The sequence below is a fragment of the Terasakiispira papahanaumokuakeensis genome (assembly GCF_001709345.1).
GTDB lineage: Bacteria > Pseudomonadota > Gammaproteobacteria > Pseudomonadales > Halomonadaceae > Terasakiispira > Terasakiispira papahanaumokuakeensis.
Genome location: NZ_MDTQ01000001.1, coordinates 381,750 through 400,338 on the forward strand (window position 1 = coordinate 381,750; position 18,589 = coordinate 400,338).

The 18,589-nt window shown below is 51.3% G+C and carries 13 protein-coding genes and 1 tRNA gene; 3 read left to right on the forward strand and 11 right to left on the reverse strand.

Translation table 11 applies throughout. The annotated features are described in order from the left end of the window. Positions 1 to 84 precede the first annotated feature (84 nt). Positions 85 to 2,346 carry a DNA topoisomerase IV subunit A gene (gene parC / locus BFW38_RS01700; RefSeq protein ID WP_068996832.1) on the reverse strand — a complete coding sequence of 754 codons (2,262 nt, stop codon included), beginning with the start codon at positions 2,344 to 2,346 and terminating at the stop codon, positions 85 to 87. Positions 2,347 to 2,747: 401 nt separating this feature from the next. Here parC and BFW38_RS01705 point away from each other — a divergent pair, with 401 nt between their 5' ends. Beyond that, complete coding sequence (locus tag BFW38_RS01705; RefSeq protein WP_068996833.1) at positions 2,748 to 3,530, forward strand: nuclease-related domain-containing protein; 783 nt, start codon at positions 2,748 to 2,750, stop codon at positions 3,528 to 3,530. 76 nt (positions 3,531 to 3,606) lie between these two features. On the opposite strand, the gene parE is transcribed toward BFW38_RS01705, so the two are convergent. The 10 genes from parE to flgA all read right to left on the reverse strand — a co-directional run bounded on the left by parE (position 3,607) and on the right by flgA (position 16,519). Next, on the reverse strand, positions 3,607 to 5,496 hold the full coding sequence (gene parE / locus BFW38_RS01710) for a DNA topoisomerase IV subunit B (protein ID WP_068996834.1): 1,890 nt from the start codon (positions 5,494 to 5,496) through the stop codon (positions 3,607 to 3,609). Continuing rightward, positions 5,493 to 6,122: a YqiA/YcfP family alpha/beta fold hydrolase gene (locus BFW38_RS01715; RefSeq protein ID WP_068996835.1), complete on the reverse strand. Its 630-nt coding sequence runs from the start codon at positions 6,120 to 6,122 to the stop codon at positions 5,493 to 5,495. The genes parE and BFW38_RS01715 overlap by 4 nt, the downstream gene beginning before the upstream one ends. Further along, on the reverse strand, positions 6,122 to 7,756 hold the full coding sequence (gene gshA, locus BFW38_RS01720; RefSeq protein WP_084004385.1) for a glutamate--cysteine ligase: 1,635 nt from the start codon (positions 7,754 to 7,756) through the stop codon (positions 6,122 to 6,124). Before gshA ends, BFW38_RS01715 begins: the two co-directional genes overlap by 1 nt. A gap of 270 nt (positions 7,757 to 8,026) precedes the next feature. Continuing rightward, positions 8,027 to 10,354: a Tex family protein gene (locus BFW38_RS01725; protein WP_068996837.1), complete on the reverse strand. Its 2,328-nt coding sequence runs from the start codon at positions 10,352 to 10,354 to the stop codon at positions 8,027 to 8,029. 177 nt (positions 10,355 to 10,531) lie between these two features. Further along, positions 10,532 to 12,994 carry an ATP-dependent helicase HrpB gene (gene hrpB / locus BFW38_RS01730; protein ID WP_068996838.1) on the reverse strand — a complete coding sequence of 821 codons (2,463 nt, stop codon included), beginning with the start codon at positions 12,992 to 12,994 and terminating at the stop codon, positions 10,532 to 10,534. 237 nt (positions 12,995 to 13,231) lie between these two features. Further along, positions 13,232 to 13,308, reverse strand: a tRNA-Arg gene (locus tag BFW38_RS01735). A gap of 41 nt (positions 13,309 to 13,349) precedes the next feature. Then, a complete protein-coding gene (locus BFW38_RS01740) occupies positions 13,350 to 14,081 on the reverse strand; it encodes a flagellar brake protein (RefSeq protein WP_068996839.1) in 732 nt (243 codons plus the stop codon). Positions 14,082 to 14,154: 73 nt separating this feature from the next. Next, positions 14,155 to 14,658 (reverse strand): flagellar protein FlgN, encoded by a 504-nt coding sequence (gene flgN, locus BFW38_RS01745; RefSeq protein ID WP_068996840.1) that lies wholly within the window; start codon positions 14,656 to 14,658, stop codon positions 14,155 to 14,157. A gap of 548 nt (positions 14,659 to 15,206) precedes the next feature. After that, entirely contained in the window at positions 15,207 to 15,500 is a 294-nt protein-coding gene (gene flgM, locus BFW38_RS01750) for a flagellar biosynthesis anti-sigma factor FlgM (RefSeq protein ID WP_068996841.1), read from the reverse strand. Positions 15,501 to 15,721: 221 nt separating this feature from the next. Further along, on the reverse strand, positions 15,722 to 16,519 hold the full coding sequence (gene flgA, locus BFW38_RS01755) for a flagellar basal body P-ring formation chaperone FlgA (RefSeq protein WP_068996842.1): 798 nt from the start codon (positions 16,517 to 16,519) through the stop codon (positions 15,722 to 15,724). A 76-nt stretch (positions 16,520 to 16,595) separates the two neighbouring features. Here flgA and BFW38_RS01760 point away from each other — a divergent pair, with 76 nt between their 5' ends. Next, on the forward strand, positions 16,596 to 17,537 hold the full coding sequence (locus BFW38_RS01760; RefSeq protein WP_068996843.1) for a chemotaxis protein: 942 nt from the start codon (positions 16,596 to 16,598) through the stop codon (positions 17,535 to 17,537). 143 nt (positions 17,538 to 17,680) lie between these two features. After that, positions 17,681 to 18,520: a CheR family methyltransferase gene (locus tag BFW38_RS01765; RefSeq protein ID WP_068996844.1), complete on the forward strand. Its 840-nt coding sequence runs from the start codon at positions 17,681 to 17,683 to the stop codon at positions 18,518 to 18,520. The last annotated feature ends 69 nt before the right edge of the window (positions 18,521 to 18,589 follow it).

An 18,589-nucleotide genomic window follows, 5' to 3' on the forward strand; every position in this document is an offset into this window, starting at 1 on the left:
GACGCATCTTCAAAAGATGCGCGTGACTTAAGTAAAAGAGTAAAGACCGTAACGACGACGCAGGGCTTGAAAGCCCCGCGATGATCAGTCCTGTTCAGTATACATTTGGTCGACTTTCTGGAATCCTCGTGGCAGTTTACTGCCTCGACGGCCTCTTTCGCCTTGGTAATGCACTAACTCATCGGCTTTTAGCGTCATGCTGCGTTTTCCCGCGACCACTCGCAAACGATCTCCCGGTGCTAAAATCGCAAAGGCGCGGACAAACTCTTCTCTGTTGGCGACACGTCGTCCAGGAATATCGATCAGTTTGTTGCCTTTCCCTTTGGATAACTGAGGTAAATCTTTCAATGGGTAGACCAGTAGCCGTCCTTCGTTGGACAAAATGGCCAGTAGGCCTTCTTCTTCCATCTCGGCAGTGACTAACTGCGGTGCCATGACCTCGCCCCCTGTGGGCACATTCAGTAAGGCTTTACCGGCTTTGTTACGGCTGCTCATATCACCGAGTGTGGTAATAAAGCCATAGCCCGCATCTGAAGCGATCACGACTTTTTGGTTGTCTCGCCCCATCAGAAGGCCGCGAAACTCGGCCCCGGCGGGGGGATTGAGTCGGCCGGTTAAAGGTTCGCCATGACTGCGTGCTGAAGGGAGATCATGTACACTGATGGCATAGCTACGCCCCGTATCGTCTAGCAATAAAGCAGTTTGATTGGTCTTACCGCGGGCGGCCATGAAAAAGCTATCGCCTGATTTATAGGTCATGCCTGTCGGGTCAATATCATGCCCTTTAGCTGCCCGAATCCAGCCTTTTTTCGACAGTACAATGGTGACAGGATCAGCCCCCATTAAATCAACTTCTGAGAGCGCTTTGGCCTCTTCTCGTTCGACCAGAGGAGAGCGACGTTCATCGCCATATTGTTGAGCGGCTGCCTGTATTTCCTCAGCGATCAGATCATTTAAGCGTTCAGCATCTGATAGCAGTGCCTGAAGCGATTGGCGCTCGGCTTCTAATTCATCCTGCTCACCACGTAACCGAATTTCCTCAAGCCGCGCCAGGTGGCGTAATCGTAGTTCTAGAATGGCTTCAGATTGGCGCTCGGAGAGCCCAAAATGTTGCATTAATGCTGCTTTCGGGGCCTCTTCTTCACGAATAATACGAATGACTTCATCAATATTTAGGAACGCAACGAGTAAGCCTTCCAGGATGTGCAGCCGGTCATTCACTTTATTCAGACGATGCTGCAAGCGTCGCGTAACAGTCTCTCGTCGGAACGTTAACCATTCGCCTAGCAGCTGGTTCAGTGGCTTCACCTGGGGGCGACCATCAAGCCCAATCATGTTCATATTAACCCGGTAACTTTTTTCCAGGTCTGTAGTGGCGAATAAGTGGGTCATTAATTCATTGAGGTCGACCCGGTTAGAGCGCGGCACAATGATCAGGCGGACAGGGTTTTCGTGGTCAGACTCATCTCGAAGATCGGCGACCATGGGTAATTTTTTGGCCTGCATCTGACCGGCAATTTGCTCTAATACCTTAGCCGGTGAGACTTGACTGGGGAGGGTGTGGATGACGATTTCGCCCTCTTCAATCTCATAGCGGGCTCGTGCTTTGACTGAGCCTCGTCCCGAATGGTAGAGCTTACTCAGCTCCTGATGAGGGGTAATGATTTCAGCCCCAGTAGGGAAGTCCGGCCCTTTGACAAACTGCATCAAGTCGTTGACGCTGGCGTTGGGGTGGCGCAGCAGGTGGACGGTGGCATCGGCCACCTCGCGCGCATTGTGGGGCGGAATATCGGTTGCCATACCGACGGCGATACCGGTGCCGCCATTGAGTAATACATGAGGCAGTCGCGCCGGTAGTACCTGCGGTTCGTCCATGGTGCCGTCAAAGTTAGGGACCCACTCCACTGTCCCTTGCCCCAGCTCTGCGAGCAGTACCTCTGAAAAACGCGCCAGACGAGACTCGGTATAACGCATGGCCGCAAACGATTTGGGATCATCTGGGCTGCCCCAGTTACCTTGACCATCGACCAAGGGATAGCGATAACTGAAAGGCTGGGCCATTAAAACCATGGCTTCATAGCAAGCGGAATCGCCGTGGGGGTGGAATTTACCCAAGACATCACCGACCGTACGGGCCGATTTTTTGAACTTGGCGGTGGCTGAGAGGCCCAGTTCACTCATGGCGTAAATAATGCGACGCTGAACCGGTTTCATGCCATCGCCGATATGGGGCAAGGCGCGGTCCAGAATGACGTACATCGAATAATCAAGGTAAGCTTTTTCAGTGAAAGCGCTTAATGGCAAGCGCTCAAAATTATCATCCATCGGCATACTATGGCGGCTCATGGTTTGTTGCATCCGCGTTGAGAAAACAAAGCCCAAGCGTGAGAGGCTTGAGACCGTAAAGAATAAGTCGTGCTCGCGATTCTTGTTGGCGCAGGGGTAGCGCGATCATGATCCCACCTGGGGTGGCGAGCCGTTGATCGAGGGGGCGCCTTGTCTATCATAGAGAGCATGATTTGATGCTGTGCGTATCGATCCCCATGATTTTGGTCACTAAATGATACCCACCCCTGACGCTGAGCTCGGGGCATGGCTATAATCAGAGGCCTGATCGAACGATACGTGATGAGTCTAGCGTCATGACAAGGCGTTTTATACGCTGACGATGACGAAGATTGCCAGTCAAATGTGGCGCATGAGGAGCATTTTGTCTCGGCGTACCGTTTTAACAAGGGGAGGTCCTGATGATCCTCAAAGAGTACAAGCATCGACCTGATGCCAACAGTAAGTCTGAAGAGAATTGTGCTGAGGTATCGACGCGTTTGCGTAATGCATTCAAGACCAATGAAGATGTGTTGGTCATGAGTGATGTGGTCGTCGAAGTCGAAGAACGTAAGGTCAATGTGGATCATGTCGTCTTGCACCCCTACGGCATCACTTTGATCAACAGCCGAACCCTGTATGGCAAAATTGAGGTGAACTATCGGCAGGTTTGGAATCGTATCGTTAATGGCCGTGAGATTCCGATGGAGAACCCTATTGAGCTGTTTAAGTATGTCAGCCGGGAGTTGCGCAATAAGCTGAATAACCATACCGCTGAGGTCCTGACACGTCATAACGGTGTTCAAAAAGGCTTCGAAGTCTTGCCGATTGAGGTGATTTTTGTTCAAGCCCCTAAAACGACCATTCAGGGGAATGGCATTAATCAGTCTTTTATCATGACGGTCGAGCAGGTGACGCAAAGTATTAATCGGAGTTTCAGTTCCTATAAAAAGCGTGAATTTCAAATGTACGGCGGGATGGAGTCGTTCAAATTTACACCCTCGGATATGCATGCCACCGCAGATCTGTTGATGGGGAATGTGATCGACCGGAGTCAGTATCCTGCCGCTGAGTCTGCTCAGACTCAGGCGGTTAAACAAGGTCGACGGGGTATTGTGCGTGCGGTCAGTACCTTGCGCCCGCATATCATTAAAGGTCGCGATATTAAACCGGGCCGCCAGCGGGATAATGAGCCAGCCCAGTAAGGGCTGGCAAGACCAATAGGCGTCGTGATGTAAAAGGTGCTGACGCTGAGACATGAGTGAGCCCATGGGAGTTCTTTCATGCACTCAGGTCGGCGAGATTACCATTCTGTTCCAGCCACTGGCGGCGATCTCCTGAGCGTTTGCGTGCTAATAACTTATCCATGAGCTCAAGGGTTTGATCACCACTTTCCAACTGAAGCTGAACGAGTCGACGAGTACTCGGGTCCATGGTTGTTTCGCGTAATTGGATTGGGTTCATTTCACCCAGCCCTTTAAAACGCTGCACATTGATTTTCGCTTTGGGTTTGCTGGCCTTGAGTCGATCGATGACCGATTCGCGCTCTCCATCATCCAGGGCATAAAAAACTTCTTTGCCACAATCAATACGATAAAGCGGTGGCATCGCGACAAAAATGTGTCCGGCTTGGACGAGTGCCGGGAAGTGGCGGACAAACAAAGCGCATAGCAGTGTTGCAATATGCAGCCCGTCGGAGTCAGCATCTGCCAGAATACAGATCTTGCCGTAGCGTAAACTGCCCAGATCGGACTGGCCAGGATCGAGCCCCAGTGCGACGGCAATATCATGGACTTCCTGGCTTGACAGTATTTCGCTGGGATCGACTTCCCAAGTATTCAGAATCTTGCCGCGTAACGGCATGATGGCTTGAAACTCTTTATCTCGCGCTTGCTTGGCCGAGCCGCCTGCAGAGTCACCTTCCACGAGGAAAAGCTCGCTTCGAGCAGGGTCTGAGCTGGCACAATCAGCCAATTTCCCAGGCAATGCCGGGCCCTGCGTCACTTTTTTTCGAGCTACTTTTTTGGCGGCTTTTAAGCGCTTGCTGGCACGATTGATGACCAACTCAACCAGCCGTTCGGCATCCACCGTATGTTGATTGAGCCACAGCGAGAATGCATCTTTCACGGCGCTGGCAATAAAGGTGGCGCTTTGTCGGGAAGATAAGCGCTCTTTGGTCTGTCCTGCAAACTGAGGGTCCTGCATTTTCAGCGAGAGCACAAAGCTGGCATCTTGCCAGAGATCATCGGCCGTGAGCTTGATGCCTCTGGGTAACAGGTTGCGGAACTCGCAGAATTCTCGAAGCGCATCCAGCAGACCATTACGAAGCCCGTTAACATGAGTGCCGCCGAGTGGCGTCGGAATCAGGTTGACGTAGCTTTCCTGGACCAGCTCGCCCCCTTCTGGAAGCCAGAAAATAGCCCAGTCTACGGCCTCACTGGCGGTGGCAAAGTGTCCTCGAAATGGTGAAGCGGGTAAGGTTTCATCACCGTCACAGGCCTGTCGAAGATAATCCGTGAGCCCATCCTCGTAACACCACTGATCGACATGATCATCTCCAGCCTGTTTAAAGGTGATCGTTAAACCCGGGCACAGCACCGCTTTGGCCCGCAATAGATGTCGTAACCGAGGTATGGCAAAGCGGGGGTTGTCGAAGAAACTGGTATCAGGCCAAAAATGCACTTCAGTTCCGGTACGACGCTTGCCGCAGCTCCCGAGCAAGGTTAAGTCTTCGGCACGCTGACCGCTGGCAAAGGCAATACGCTTCACTTCGCCATCTCGCCACACGGTGACTTCTAGGCGAGTCGAAAGCGCATTGACCACTGAGACCCCAACGCCGTGCAGTCCTCCTGAAAACTGGTAATTCTTATTGGAGAATTTTCCACCAGCGTGTAGACGCGTCAGAATGAGCTCCACCCCACTAATGCCATACTCGGGGTGAAGATCAGTCGGCATACCGCGGCCGTTATCTGAGACTGAAAGTGAATTGTCTTCGTGCAGGACAACATCAATCTGTGTCGCATAACCTGCGAGCGCTTCATCGACACTATTATCGATGACTTCTTGGGCCAGGTGATTTGGACGGGTTGTATCGGTATACATCCCCGGACGTTTGCGAACGGGTTCAAGGCCCGTTAAAACTTCGATGCTGTCAGAGGTATATTGACTCATGGCGCGTTACCCTGCACTGAAACGGGCTCGTACTGTCGAGCCTTCGTAGAATGAATAAGACCTAATTGACCGGCTAGCGCCGGTAAGCAGCGCTTAAAGTGTTTAAAACCGTGGTCACCGCCCCCTTCTATCCAGCTCGGTATGCCCGGGAGTGCTTGTAATGCTTCGCGATAGTCCAGGGTCATATCACCGGTTTGAAGAAACAGTGATAAAGGTAATCCGGAAGGGATGTCATGGTGCTTGATCCGCTTTAAGGCGGCTAAATGAGCCTCAGTCACGATGAAGGGCTCGCCGGTGTGCCAGTTGTACTGCTTGCCCAACTTCGTGGGCAACAGTCGGTCAGGATGCATCGCCGGATTCACTAAGGCGGCCGGCACACTATGCTGAATGCATAGATGAAGCGCATAGAAGCCGCCGAGAGAACTGCCGACTAAAGCCGTTTCTCCGGGGGCTTCGGCTATCAAGGTTTCTGCTTGGGCAAAGGCTTCTGCAGGGTCGATTGATAGTGCCGGTACTTGATAGTCCAATCCCGTGGTATGTTGCTGCAGCCACTGACCTAGCGCGACTGCCTTGGTTGATTGTGGACTGCTGGCAAAACCGTGCAAATAAATCAGTCGCTTAATCATTAGGAGGCAACAACCGCTTGCCCAAAATAGTCGGCGAGATAAGTATCAAAATCGACCGTGTCCGATGCTTCAATGTTGGCTTGTTCCACCAGTGAGTTTTGGGCTTGCTGTGCAAAAAGCGCCCCCCGGCCTTGGTCGATCGGGTTTGAACCCATGGTGTCGTGCTGAGCTTGTGCCAATTGCAGGCCTGTCGCCAAGTGGCCCTGGGTTCGTGCCAGTTCAACAAGGCGGGCAGATGGTGTCCGCTCGGGATGATCCAAACGTGCCCTCATCTCGGCTAATGCGGCTTGAAAAGGCGTTTTAATATCAGCTTGTGGGGTTTCTTGATCGATTGAAGTGCCTTGATCTATTGAGGCCCCTTGATCCATTAAAACAGCAATCGCTTCGAGGTGATCGCAAAGCTGGTGCCCGGCGGTGGCCAAGGGTAATGAGTGGCCGTCGATTGAGAGTCGGGTTTCAGGGTGGCGTCCTTGGCGAGCGACGACCAGCTTGTTTGCATCCAGCGCTTGGCACTCTTCATCACTGATTTCAGGGCTGTCGGCCAGTAGGCAGAACAGTAGAAAGACATCCAGGAAACGCATTTGCTCAACATCAATACCACCCGATAGAAATGGATTGATGTCGAGGCAGCGGACTTCAATATATTCAACACCGCCATGAGCTAATGCTTCGGAGGGTTTCTGACCGCTGCGAGCGACGCGTTTGGGTCGAATATCACTGTAATATTCGTTCTCAATTTGCAGAATGCTGGTGTTGAGTTGTTGATACTGATGTTGAGCATCGCGCACACCAAGCTCTTGATAAGGGCCATAAGGTGTTTGCGTCGCTTGAGTCAGGGTGTTGACGTAGTTATCCAATGTATTAAAGCAGACGTGTAGATCTGATTGGGCTTCATTTTGATAGCCCAGATCTGACATTCGTAGACTGGTGGCATGGGGTAGACCGAAGGTGTCTGGGCCAATGGCTTCTAGGCCATGATCAGGGTGAGCGGCGAGGAAGCTTTGATCAACCACAGGGCTGGCACCAAACAGGTAAAGCAGGAGCCAGGAATGACGTCGGAAATTACGAATCAGGGCAAAGTAACGGTCGGACTGAAAGGCACTTGAATCTTGTTGTGCCACCCCCGCATATTCGGCCAGGAGTGGCCAGAGCTCATCGGGGAAAGAGAGGTTGTAATGAATGCCGGCGATGGCTTGCATAATGCGGCCATAACGGACATCTAGACCTCGCCGATAGACATATTTCATTCGGCCCACATTGGATGTGCCGTATTCCGCAATGCGGATCGAATCATTACCGTCCAATCGACAGGGCATGCTCATGGGCCAGAGCAACTCGTTATCGTCCAGCCTTTTAAATGTAAAGCGATGGAGGTCTTGCAGGAAATCCAGGGTGTGCTGCCGATCAATATCCACCGGCGTGATGTACTCCATCAAGGCTTCAGAGTAATCCGTCGTGATGTGTGGGTTGGTCAGTGTCGACCCTAGCGCCTTTGGGTGTTGGCGTTGACTGATTCGCCCCGTGGGGGTGATGCGCAGGGTTTCTTTTTCCAGACCACGCCTTATTTGCTGAAAAAGCCCTTTACGAGCGGCGGCTGAAAGGTGTTGTAGGCGGGAGTTAAGTTGTTCAGTCACGATAGAAAGCCCTGCTGCTGTTCCGTCATCGTTGGACGAAGGCGGAGCACGGAGTCATACCCCGGAATAGCCGGGGCCTGTTGATATCGATGATCAGTGGACATGAATCGAGTCGTGATCATCATGGCATGCAGATCAAGCTGCTATTTAATCATATGGCCTTTTAATCACAAATCGGGTTATTTCGATCAGGCTTGATTTGTCAGTGAAAGGCATCTCTGGCAGATGGGGGTGACGGCAATAGATTCAAGTCACCCCGCTCTGTCAGTGCTAGCGTTTACGCTTTTGCTGAGCTTGCTTGAACAGATCGCCTAATGTGGGTGCTGCCGGTGCCGACCCACCTGTTCGGTTGCCTTTCTGGCGTGGATGAGGTGCGGCGCGATGCTGATGATTGCTCGAGCTTGTAGGCGATTGTGTCTGCTCGTTGGGGTCATCACTCATCCGCATCGAGAGACCGACACGTTTGCGCTCAATATCCACACTCATGACTTTGACTTTCACGATATCGCCCGCTTTGACCACTTGTCTTGGGTCTTCCACGAACTTCTCTGACAATGCTGAAATATGGACTAAGCCATCCTGGTGGACGCCAATATCAACAAAGGCCCCAAAGTGGGTGACATTGGTGACTGCGCCTTCGAGTATCATGCCGGGTTCCAAATCTTTCAGTGTTTCCACACCGTCTTGGAATTCAGCAAAACGAAATTCTGGGCGGGGATCGCGCCCCGGTTTATCCAGCTCTTTCAGAATATCGTTAATGGTGACGGTACCGAACTGCTCGGTGGCATAGTCCGTCGGTTTGATCTGTCGAATAAAGGCGCTATCACCAATAAGTGAGGTCACTTCACGTTGATGCTGTTTGGCCATTGCTTCGACAACTGAATAAGTTTCAGGGTGCACGGCTGAGGCATCCAGTGGGTTGTCGCCCTGCATGATGCGTAAAAAACCGGCGCACTGTTCGAAGGTTTTAGGCCCTAGGCGGCTCACGTCTAGGAGTTGTTGGCGATTATTGAAAGCGCCGTGGCTATCCCGCCATTGGATAATATTTTCGGCTAAGCCGGTATTCAGGCCTGAGACTCGAGTTAAGAGGGGCACTGATGCGGTGTTTAAGTCCACACCGACGGCGTTTACACAGTCTTCAACGACAGCATCCAGCGAGCGGGCGAGCTGTACCTGTGAGACATCATGCTGGTATTGGCCGACGCCAATTGATTTGGGATCAATTTTAACCAGTTCAGCCAATGGATCCTGTAGACGGCGGGCGATTGATACGGCACCCCGAATGGTGACATCCAACTCAGGAAATTCACGCGCGGCAAATTCTGATGCGGAGTAAACCGAAGCACCTGCTTCGTTGACCATGATTTTCGCGACTTTCTGAGTCTCTGCCAGCGCGCGTACAACTTCGGCGGCCAGCTTGTCGGTTTCGCGGCTGGCCGTGCCATTACCGATGGCGATCAGTTCGACCTGATGACGTCGACATAAATCGGTGAGCGTTTTGATCGATTGTTGCCATTGATTTTTCGGGGCATGTGGATAAATGGCCGTATAATCCAGCACTTTCCCGGTGGCATCGACTACCGCGACCTTGACGCCAGTACGCAGCCCTGGGTCTAGCCCTAGTGTCGCTTTAGGGCCTGCCGGTGCTGCCAGTAATAGATCTTTTAAGTTCGCCGCAAAAACTTCAATCGCGGCAATTTCTGCGCTTTCACGTAGCCGGCTTAGCAGTTCTGTTTCCAGGTGGGTATAAAGTTTAACTTTCCAAGTCCAGCGAACGACCTCAGCTAACCAGCGATCTGCGGGGCGTTGCTGATCCAGAATATTGAAGTGTTGGGCAATACGGTTTTCAGCCGGATGACTGCGCAGCTCTTCCTCGCCTTCCAGCTTGAGGCTGAGAGAGAGTACGCCTTCATTGCGGCCACGGAACATGGCTAACGCTCGGTGAGAGGGAACTTTTTTGATGGCCTCATCATGTTCAAAGTAATCTCTGAATTTGGCCCCTTCTTGCGCCTGACCTTCCAATAACCGACTGGTCAAAACACCCTCTTGCCAGAGCCATTGACGCAATTGACCGACCAGCTCGGCATCTTCAGCAAAGCGTTCCATCAGGATCTGTTTAGCCCCATCCAGTGCGGCTTTAACATCATCGATCTGATGATCCGGATTGAGATAGCCCTCAGCCACTAACTCGGGTGTTTGAGTGGGGTCAGTCAGTAGCGCATCGGCTAAAGGCTCTAGGCCGGCTTCGCGAGCAATCTGGGCTTTGGTTCTGCGCTTGGGTTTGTAGGGGAGGTAGAGATCTTCCAGTCGTTGCTTGGTTTCGGCTGCAAGAATCTGTGCTTTTAGCGCGTCGTCCAGCTTACCTTGCTCATCAATTGAGGCGAGCACTGCACTTCGACGTTCTTCCAATTCGCGTAAATAACGCAGGCGTTCTTCCAGTTGGCGCAGCTGTCCATCGTCTAGCCCGCCGGTGGCTTCTTTTCGGTAACGGGCGACAAAAGGAACCGTTGCGCCGCCATCTAATAAGTCTATTGCCGCGGCCACTTGGGCATCGCGAACCGAGAGTTCTTCCGCAATACGTTGAGAAATGCTTGGCATCGTTATGTGAGTCCTAGTGCATCGTCTATCGGGTTCAGCCCTGCGTGGCCTGATCGAGTGAGCCTCGCTTTCAGTGCGGCAAAGGTAGCATAAGACTGGATGAATCAACAGTCATTATCTGTGAGCAGTTTTTGTGGGCTGTTTTTGTGAGCTGCTTTTGTAACGAGCGCCACTGCATTAACGTCCTTTGGCTGCTTTTTGTGTTTTCAATGTCGGAATGGCGACGAGGGGGTCGTCTGGCCAAGGGTGTTTGGGATAACGACCTTTGAGGTCTTTTTTAACGTCAAAGTAACCTTGTCGCCAAAAATTAGCCAAATCTTGAGTGACCTGAACAGGGCGCTGTGCGGGTGACAGCAAGTGCATCATGACGGCAATGCGGCCCTGGACCACTTTGGGGGTGTCGGAGAGCCCAAAGACCGCTTGTAATTTGACCGCCAATACCGGCGGTGTTGACCGGTAGTCTAGCCGGATACGATCGCCGCTGGGGACGGTGATATGGGTTGGCGCCAGGGTGTCTAGCTCACGTTGTTGTGACCAGGGTAAGGATTCCAGCAGATACTGGCCTAAGGGTAAACGCGCGAGCTCACTAAAGCGGGTGATGCCGATAAGATGAGGTCCCAGCCAGTCATCTAACGAGGTCATTAAGGCTTCTGGACTGACATCCGGCCAGGGGGCGCCGAGCTGCTCGTGTAGCAGGCTTAGTCTACCCAGTAACTGCTGGTCATGATCTGACCAAGGGAGTGTCCCTTTTTGTTGCAAGGCTTTCAAAAGTGCCTGACGAGCCGCTTCTTCGGGCCATTCGGTCAATGGTTTTTGTTGAATAATTAAAGGCCCTAGGGATCTGACTTGTTCACCAATGAGCCGTTCAGCCGTGGTTGACCAGTACAAATGAGTGTGCCAGTGCTGAGTTTCCAAGCAATCTGTTTCAAGTGTGTCCAGATCAATCGCGACCGCTTGATAAATACGACTTTGATCCGCACGCCCATCGGCGTCAACCACCACAAGCCATGGGCTTTGGGCCAGTGGGTGATGTTCTGGCAATCGGCTTTGCATACCATTGACTAACTTGAAGCGCCCGGCTTCTCCTTGATATTGAGCAATACGATCAGGGAAAGCGGCCGCTAGCAAGCGGGGTAATGGCGTCATATCGACGGGTTCTAGCGAGACGTTAAGGCGTTTGGCCCAGAGCCGGGCTTGCTGATACCAGTGTCTCAATGTGCCCTGGGTTTGAGATCCAGGGCGTTGGGCAAGCAGGGTCTCTAAGTCGGTCGTGCGGTGAAACTGTCCCTCAAGTGCGGCCACCAACCAGCATGCTAAAGATTGAGCATGGTGTTTCTGGGCCTGTTCGATTAAATGAGCCAGCCTCGGGTGGGTTGGCCAGCGACTGGCCTGGCGCCCTGACGCGGTTAAGGTATTGTCTTTGGCCAGTAACTCTAACTTTTGCAGCAACTGTCGGCCTTGAGCCAATGCTGCCGGAGGCGGCGGCGTCACCCAAGATAAGTGACTCGGGTCGGCAATGCCCCAGCGGGCTAATTCGAATGCCAACGTTGTGAGGTCATCCTGTTGAATGGCGGGGTCGCCGTGAGCAGGTAATGGTTCTTCTGCTGACCAGAGCCGATACGCCACGCCGGGAGCTACTCGGCCTGCTCGACCACGGCGTTGGTCGGCACTGGCTCGGTTAATGCTAAAAGTGTCGAGCTGCGTTAGTCCTGTTCGAGCTGAAAAGCGTGGGCTGCGCACTTTTCCGGCATCAATCACGACGCGTACGCCGGGTACGGTCAAGCTTGATTCGGCAATGTCTGTGGCCAGGATGATGCGACGTTGATCACTGGCGTGTAATACGGCCTGCTGAGTTTTGAGCGGTAGTTGCCCGTGTAAGGCGTGCCATTCAATGTGTGGCGGAAGCTGTGCCGTCAGTGCTTGCCCTAAGCGATTAATTTCCGCTTGGCCAGGCAAAAAGACCAAAATGTCACCACTGGTTTGCGCCAGCGCTTCTTGAATGACGTTCAACTGGTGATCCACAGGGGGTTGTCGGCGAGTAGGAGGGCGATAGTGAGTCTCGATCGGAAATGTCCGGCCGGCACACGCTATCACTGGTGTTGACTCTCCCATCACCGCGAGCAATGCGTTGACATCCAATGTGGCGGACATGACCAACAGCTGAAGGTCTTCTCGGAGCCCGTGTTTGATATCCAGGCTCAGTGCCAAGCCTAAGTCGGCTTCTAGACTGCGTTCATGAAACTCATCAAAGATAATGCCGGCAACGCCTTCCAGCATGGGGTCGTCTTGTAACCAACGGGTCAATATGCCTTGAGTGATGACTTCAAGTCGGGTTTTGGGGCTGACACGAGACTCGCCTCTAACGCGATAACCGACTGTTTGGCCTACGTTTTCCCCTAGATGTTGAGCCATGTAAGTGGCGGCTAAACGTGTCGCGACTCGACGTGGCTCTAGCAGTAGCCAGCGGCCCTGGGTGGGTGTCTCTTGAATCAATCGAAGCGGCACACGGGTAGTTTTACCTGCGCCAGGTTCGGCAACCAGAATTGCTTGTGAGTGTTGAGAGAGCTGAATCACGAGGTCATCCAGCACTTGTTCGATGGGTAAGGGATCCGTTGGGGTTTGTTCGAGAGATAATGTCATCGTGACCGGCTTGGATGTTGGACGAGAGTGCCAGTATACCGATAGGGTTTAACCCGAAAAAGCCAAGCTCAGTCATTAGAGCTGGTTGGTTGCTCAGGGGCAAATTGAGTGATGATCTAAAGCTGAGATCTCAATGGGTGGCCAATAGGGGGCAGGCAAGGAGGGATTCGAGGTAGGGCTAGTAAACTAGGGTCAGTGGGTTAGGAAGGGGAAATAGGACAAAGTAGGCTGGATGACTGGTGCCCCAGGCAGGACTCGAACCTGCTACCTTCAGCTTAGGAGGCCGACGCTCTATCCTGATGAGCTACTGGGGCACGGGCGGCTATTATACGGGGCGTGGCTCAGTCTGCAAGGCTCAGCGTAGCGCCAAGCGGCGAGCTTCTCGCTGTAAATAGATGACGTAGCGGTCAATATCCTGTTGGGTTTTGCCATCGACATTGAGGAAGCGAAAGCCACACTCGGTGCGGCCTTTTTGTTCGTCATAGGTCGCGTGACGGGCTTCCATGGCCAGTTGTAGCGGTACTTCGTGTTCTGGTAAATGAATCAAACAGCGTTCGAACACTTCCATCTCATGAAATGGGGGCTGGATGATTTGATCGAAGACCAGCTTACATCCGGTGGATGAAAGGTCCTGCATATAGCTTTGTAGTGCCGCTTCTCGAGTGCTGGCATTGAGTTCGACGGCAATTTCCAGGCTACGGAAGACATGAGCACGAAAAGCTTCACGGCGTTGGTTATGTGTTAGCGCATTAGGAAAGCGAACGGTATATAGAAATCCATCCTGTGCTTCTTCTACTTCGATGACGCTACAGCCTGAAAAAAAGACTGCGACCCCGTTATCACTCCCACGAATCGAGAATGTATCCCCTGCGACAGCTTTAGGATGGCCGCTGGGTGGGTTGAGCTCGTCGAGAGTGAAGAGTTGGCGCTCGGGATCGACATCCAGAATCATGGTGAGATAAGTTTGATTGCCTTGTCCCCTGAAGTGCAGGCTGAGCGATGAATGCTGGCGCTGGAGCGCCCGGAGGACTGTGGCAATTTCGCTTGAGCGAGTAATCAGCGTATCGTCATCGTAACCTGATGGCATCTCAGGGATCTCCGGATCATTAAGATGAAAGGCTTGGCGTGAAGTTTCACCTTGAAGACAAGGCCCATCAGCATCATGCTTTACCTAAATTTCTTGGCACTGACAAGTCGCCACGATCGCCGCCAGCACGATAAACTTTGACGCTGCTGCCTTGAGATTGTTGTACAGCGGTTAAGAACACTTCTACCTGTTGCTGAACATGGTTGACGAGTCGACCATTGAGCATATTGCTTTCTTGCAGTTGAGCCATCAGTTGTTGCAGTTGTTGCCAGCCTTTGTTGAGCGCTTGAGCCACCGCAGGGGGTTGCTGTGATAAAAACTGCTCAACACCGGCCTCATTGAGTTCAACCCCTTGCGCTTCAAGAAACTCGTTACGATTCTTCGTGTCAGTGATCACTTGCTCCAACGCGACCTGCTTTTTGTTGACAATGGCCTCAAGTTGCTCGTGGGGCTCATGTGCCGTTAAACACTGACGTTCTTCTTGCAGTAAGCTATCCAGAGCTCTTAGATGATGGATACTTTCTAAGAGCAAGTCGCGAAATGTCTGGCTGGCTTTGGTCTTCACGAGAGTATTCACGAAGGCTCCTGCTGTGTTTCTAAAAAGGGTTCTGTCACGAGTTTCGTGAGCTCATTACAAGCGCCAAGGCTTGTATATATTGCCCCAAGTGTAACTGATCATGGTGTCCGTACAACTGATGTTAGTGTAACTCAAGTGTCAGTATAACCCACTGTTCGTGTAACTCGTGTTGGTGAAATCAGATGTTGGTAAAACCAGATATTGGTAAAACCAGAGTTCGCACTGATTATCGCCACGGCAGCCCTTTGAATGGCAACTTGCTGATGGTTGTTTCTTCTATTAGTGAAAGCTGTATAAGGGATTGTCTATGTGGGTGGGGTGTGATCAACAAGAAAGGCCCGGCATTGCCGAGCCTTTCTGAATAATCCAGGCGACCAGATCTTGGCAGTCCATTCAGCTTACTGTGCATTTCAGTACTGTTTATTTCAGTACTAGTAAGGCATTTCAGTACTATAAGAATTTAATACTCGAAATAAGCATTAAGTACTAAAAACTCAAGGCACTCAAAGGACTAGCTAAAGCTAAGCACTGAGTGGTGGATGAAAACCTTAAAAATCGTTTTCAAACGACATCATGTCTTTAGCTAGCTTTTGCGCATCAATGCCATATTGGCCTTGATTGATGGCCGCTTTAATAGCATCAACACGAGACTGGTCGATGTCTGAATTCGGGTTGCCCGCCAGCTGTTGAGCCTGGTCACTGAACTTGACGTTCTCGTTCAGATTGGCACTGCTGGTCGGGGTATCCACGTCGGATGAACGGTTTGCTGGCGTATTTTGATCAGCACCGCGAACCCGCTGATTCGGGGTATTAGACCCCAGGCCATTGAGTTCAATTGCCATGATTGCTGCCCCGGATGTCAGTATGTTTGGTTCTTTTATCGACCGTATTTCAGAAAACTTTAGCCTAAGTCAAAAAAATAGTCTTTAGTTGTTTTAGGCCATGTGTTTTCAGTCACTACTGTCGGTAAGTCGATATTCATTTGCTGTCTACTAGCTTGTATCGGCAGGTGTGGACTCAACTTGAGCTTTTTTATGATTGGAAATTTGCTGACGCCGGCTCGTTATAGGCCTACCTGCACCACGCCCTTACTGACAATTCGGGCACGTAGTACTTTGCCTGAACGAATATTTTTAATCCTGACTTGATCTCCGACCTGCCCATCTTCAAGGGCTTCTCCCAACATTTTGACTTCTAACGAGCCTACTTGGGCATGAATGACGACTTGATCGCCCTCATTGACCGCGTTGGCTGCCAGTAGACGTTTGGCCGCGATAACATTACCTGCCCGAATCGGCCAGCGTGTGCGCATGCCCTGTAGCGCTTTGGGGTCAGTAAAATAACGATCACGTAGTCGCGAGGTATCCATTTCTTCAAGCGAGAGCATGCTCTGTGTAATGGGGGTGTCGCGGGGAATACTCTGCCTTGCGGTGACAACCGCTTCATAGTGTTTAATGGTGGCCGATAAATAAATGAACCATCCTTGTGCGGGACATTCGACCCGAAGTGTGATTCGGCCGATGAGGTCGCTGCGCCCTTGGGGGGCGATCTTTAGCGGGGTTGGACATCGGTCGAGGCGTAGTTGATGATCAAGGGGGCTGATCACAATTTCGCTTCGGCCAGGAAAATCTTGTGTTGCTTGCATAAGATAATCGTATGCTTGTGTTCTAAGATTTTCGATATCCATTGAAGGGTTCGCCTGAGAAGACGAAGATGAGTCGGCGTGAGCTAAAGGGCTGATGAGTGATAAGCTACCCATTAATGTAGTAAGCAAGACGCATAAAGCAGCACGATGTTTCAGCTTGAGTAGGATCATTGACATCATGTCACGATATTCAGAAGCTTGAGCTCGCTGTATCATTTACTATTCCTGTATCCCCTCGGGCATGCGCCGTGTTCGTTGGAACATCCAGATACAGACCCGGGTCAATTTGCCTATGAACGATTCTTCTGCAGTGAAATTGGCTGATCGTGCCAAGCTGGTTGGTGGCAACCGAATGGAGTTGCTGTTATTTCGCCTGCGTGGTCGACAGTTGTATGGTATCAATGTTTTCAAGGTCAAGGAGATCATTCCTTGTCCACGTTTGACTAATCTACCTCATCATGTACCTGAGGTTAGAGGTGTTGCCCATGTGCGTGAAGGTGCGGTGTCTATCATCGACCTTGGCATGGCGATTCGTCAGCCCGCAGTGGAAAACCCTTCTGATCATGTGGTGATTGTGACTGAGTATAATCGTCGCACCCAAGGATTTATGGTGCGACAAGTTGATCGAATCATCAATGTGGATTGGCAAGAAGTTCATCCACCCCCCAAAGGCAGCGGCCGTGAAAGCTTTTTAACGGCAATCACACGGGTGGGGGATGATTTGATTGAAATTATTGATGTTGAAAAAGTGATCGCTAGCGTCGATCCTTTTGCTGATGGCGTCTCTCCTGAGCTGTTAAGTGATGAATTGCGAACTGCGTGTGCTCAGTTTCATGTATTAGTTGTGGATGATTCGAGTGTGGCGCGTCACCAGGTAGAGCGTAATTTGGCTGAGACAGGTGTTCAGGTGACAAGCCTTAAAAATGGGGTTGAAGCTCTGGATCATCTGGATGCGCTAGCGCGTAGTGGGCATAAAGTCGCGGAAGAGTATCTGATGGTCATTTCAGATATTGAAATGCCTGAAATGGATGGCTATACCCTTACATCGAAGGTTAAACAGGATGATAGACTGGCAGAATTGCCTGTTCTGTTGCATTCTTCATTGAGTGGGATATTTAATCAGGCCATGGTTCGGCGGGTAGGGGCAGATTATTTCTTACCCAAGTATAATGCGGATGAATTGGCTAGTATTGTTCTTGATCGGGTCCGGGAAGTGGCTGGATTAGATGCATGAGCACTTGTTTGCTGTGAAGCGACTTTGATATGAAGTGACTTTTCGGTGAAGAAGTTGTAGCGCTCAGTCATCTTGATTCAGTTACAAGACCTTTGGCTTTCATTGATCACTTGAAGTTGATCAATCACTGACGGTGGGTGGGGATGTCGACTACCAAGACCATATCACCACAAGAGTTTCAGGTTTTTCGCAAGTTTCTTCAGGAAGCCTGCGGCATACTCCTGGGCGATAACAAGCAGTATTTGGTGACCAGCCGCTTGGGCAAGATTATGGCGCAAAACGGTTTGGGCACACTGACTGACTTGATGAGGGAGATACAGCGTAACCCTCGATCTCCTCTGAAGGAGGCCGTGGTCGATGCGATGACCACCAACGAAACATTGTGGTTTCGTGATGTTCACCCGTTTAACATTCTGGAGAATCAGGTTCTGCCCGAAGTAGCTCAAAAATTGGGTAGCCAGCCATTGAAAATTTGGTCGGCAGCAGCCTCAACTGGGCAGGAGCCTTACTCCATATCGATGACGATTGAGTCCTTCAAGCAGAAAAAGCCTGGAGCGCTCAAAGGTGCTGAGAAAATTGTTGCGACAGATATCTCGCCTTCTGTATTGGCCACTGCCCGTAAAGGGGAGTATGAGATGCTGGCGCTTGGGCGGGGTCTTTCACGGGATCGGCTGACCAAATATTTCTCGCAAACCGGAGAGGGGCGCTGGAAGATTAATCCAGTGATCCAACGTCGTGTTGAGTTCCGCATGATGAACCTGCTCCATAGCTACTCATTGTTAGGTAAATTTGATGTGGTCTTCTGCCGAAATGTGTTGATTTATTTCTCGGCGGACTTAAAGAAAGATATTCTCAAGCGTATTCACGCCACTTTAAAACCAGGCGGGTATTTATTCCTGGGGGCATCAGAGGCACTGTCCAACATGCCTGATCATTATGAGATGGTGCAGTGTCGACCTGGGATTATCTACCGCGCCAAATAATGATGCTGACCTGGCCGATGTTCTGCAGGCCAGCATCTTTACGACATTGTTTCTTTACGACATTGTTTT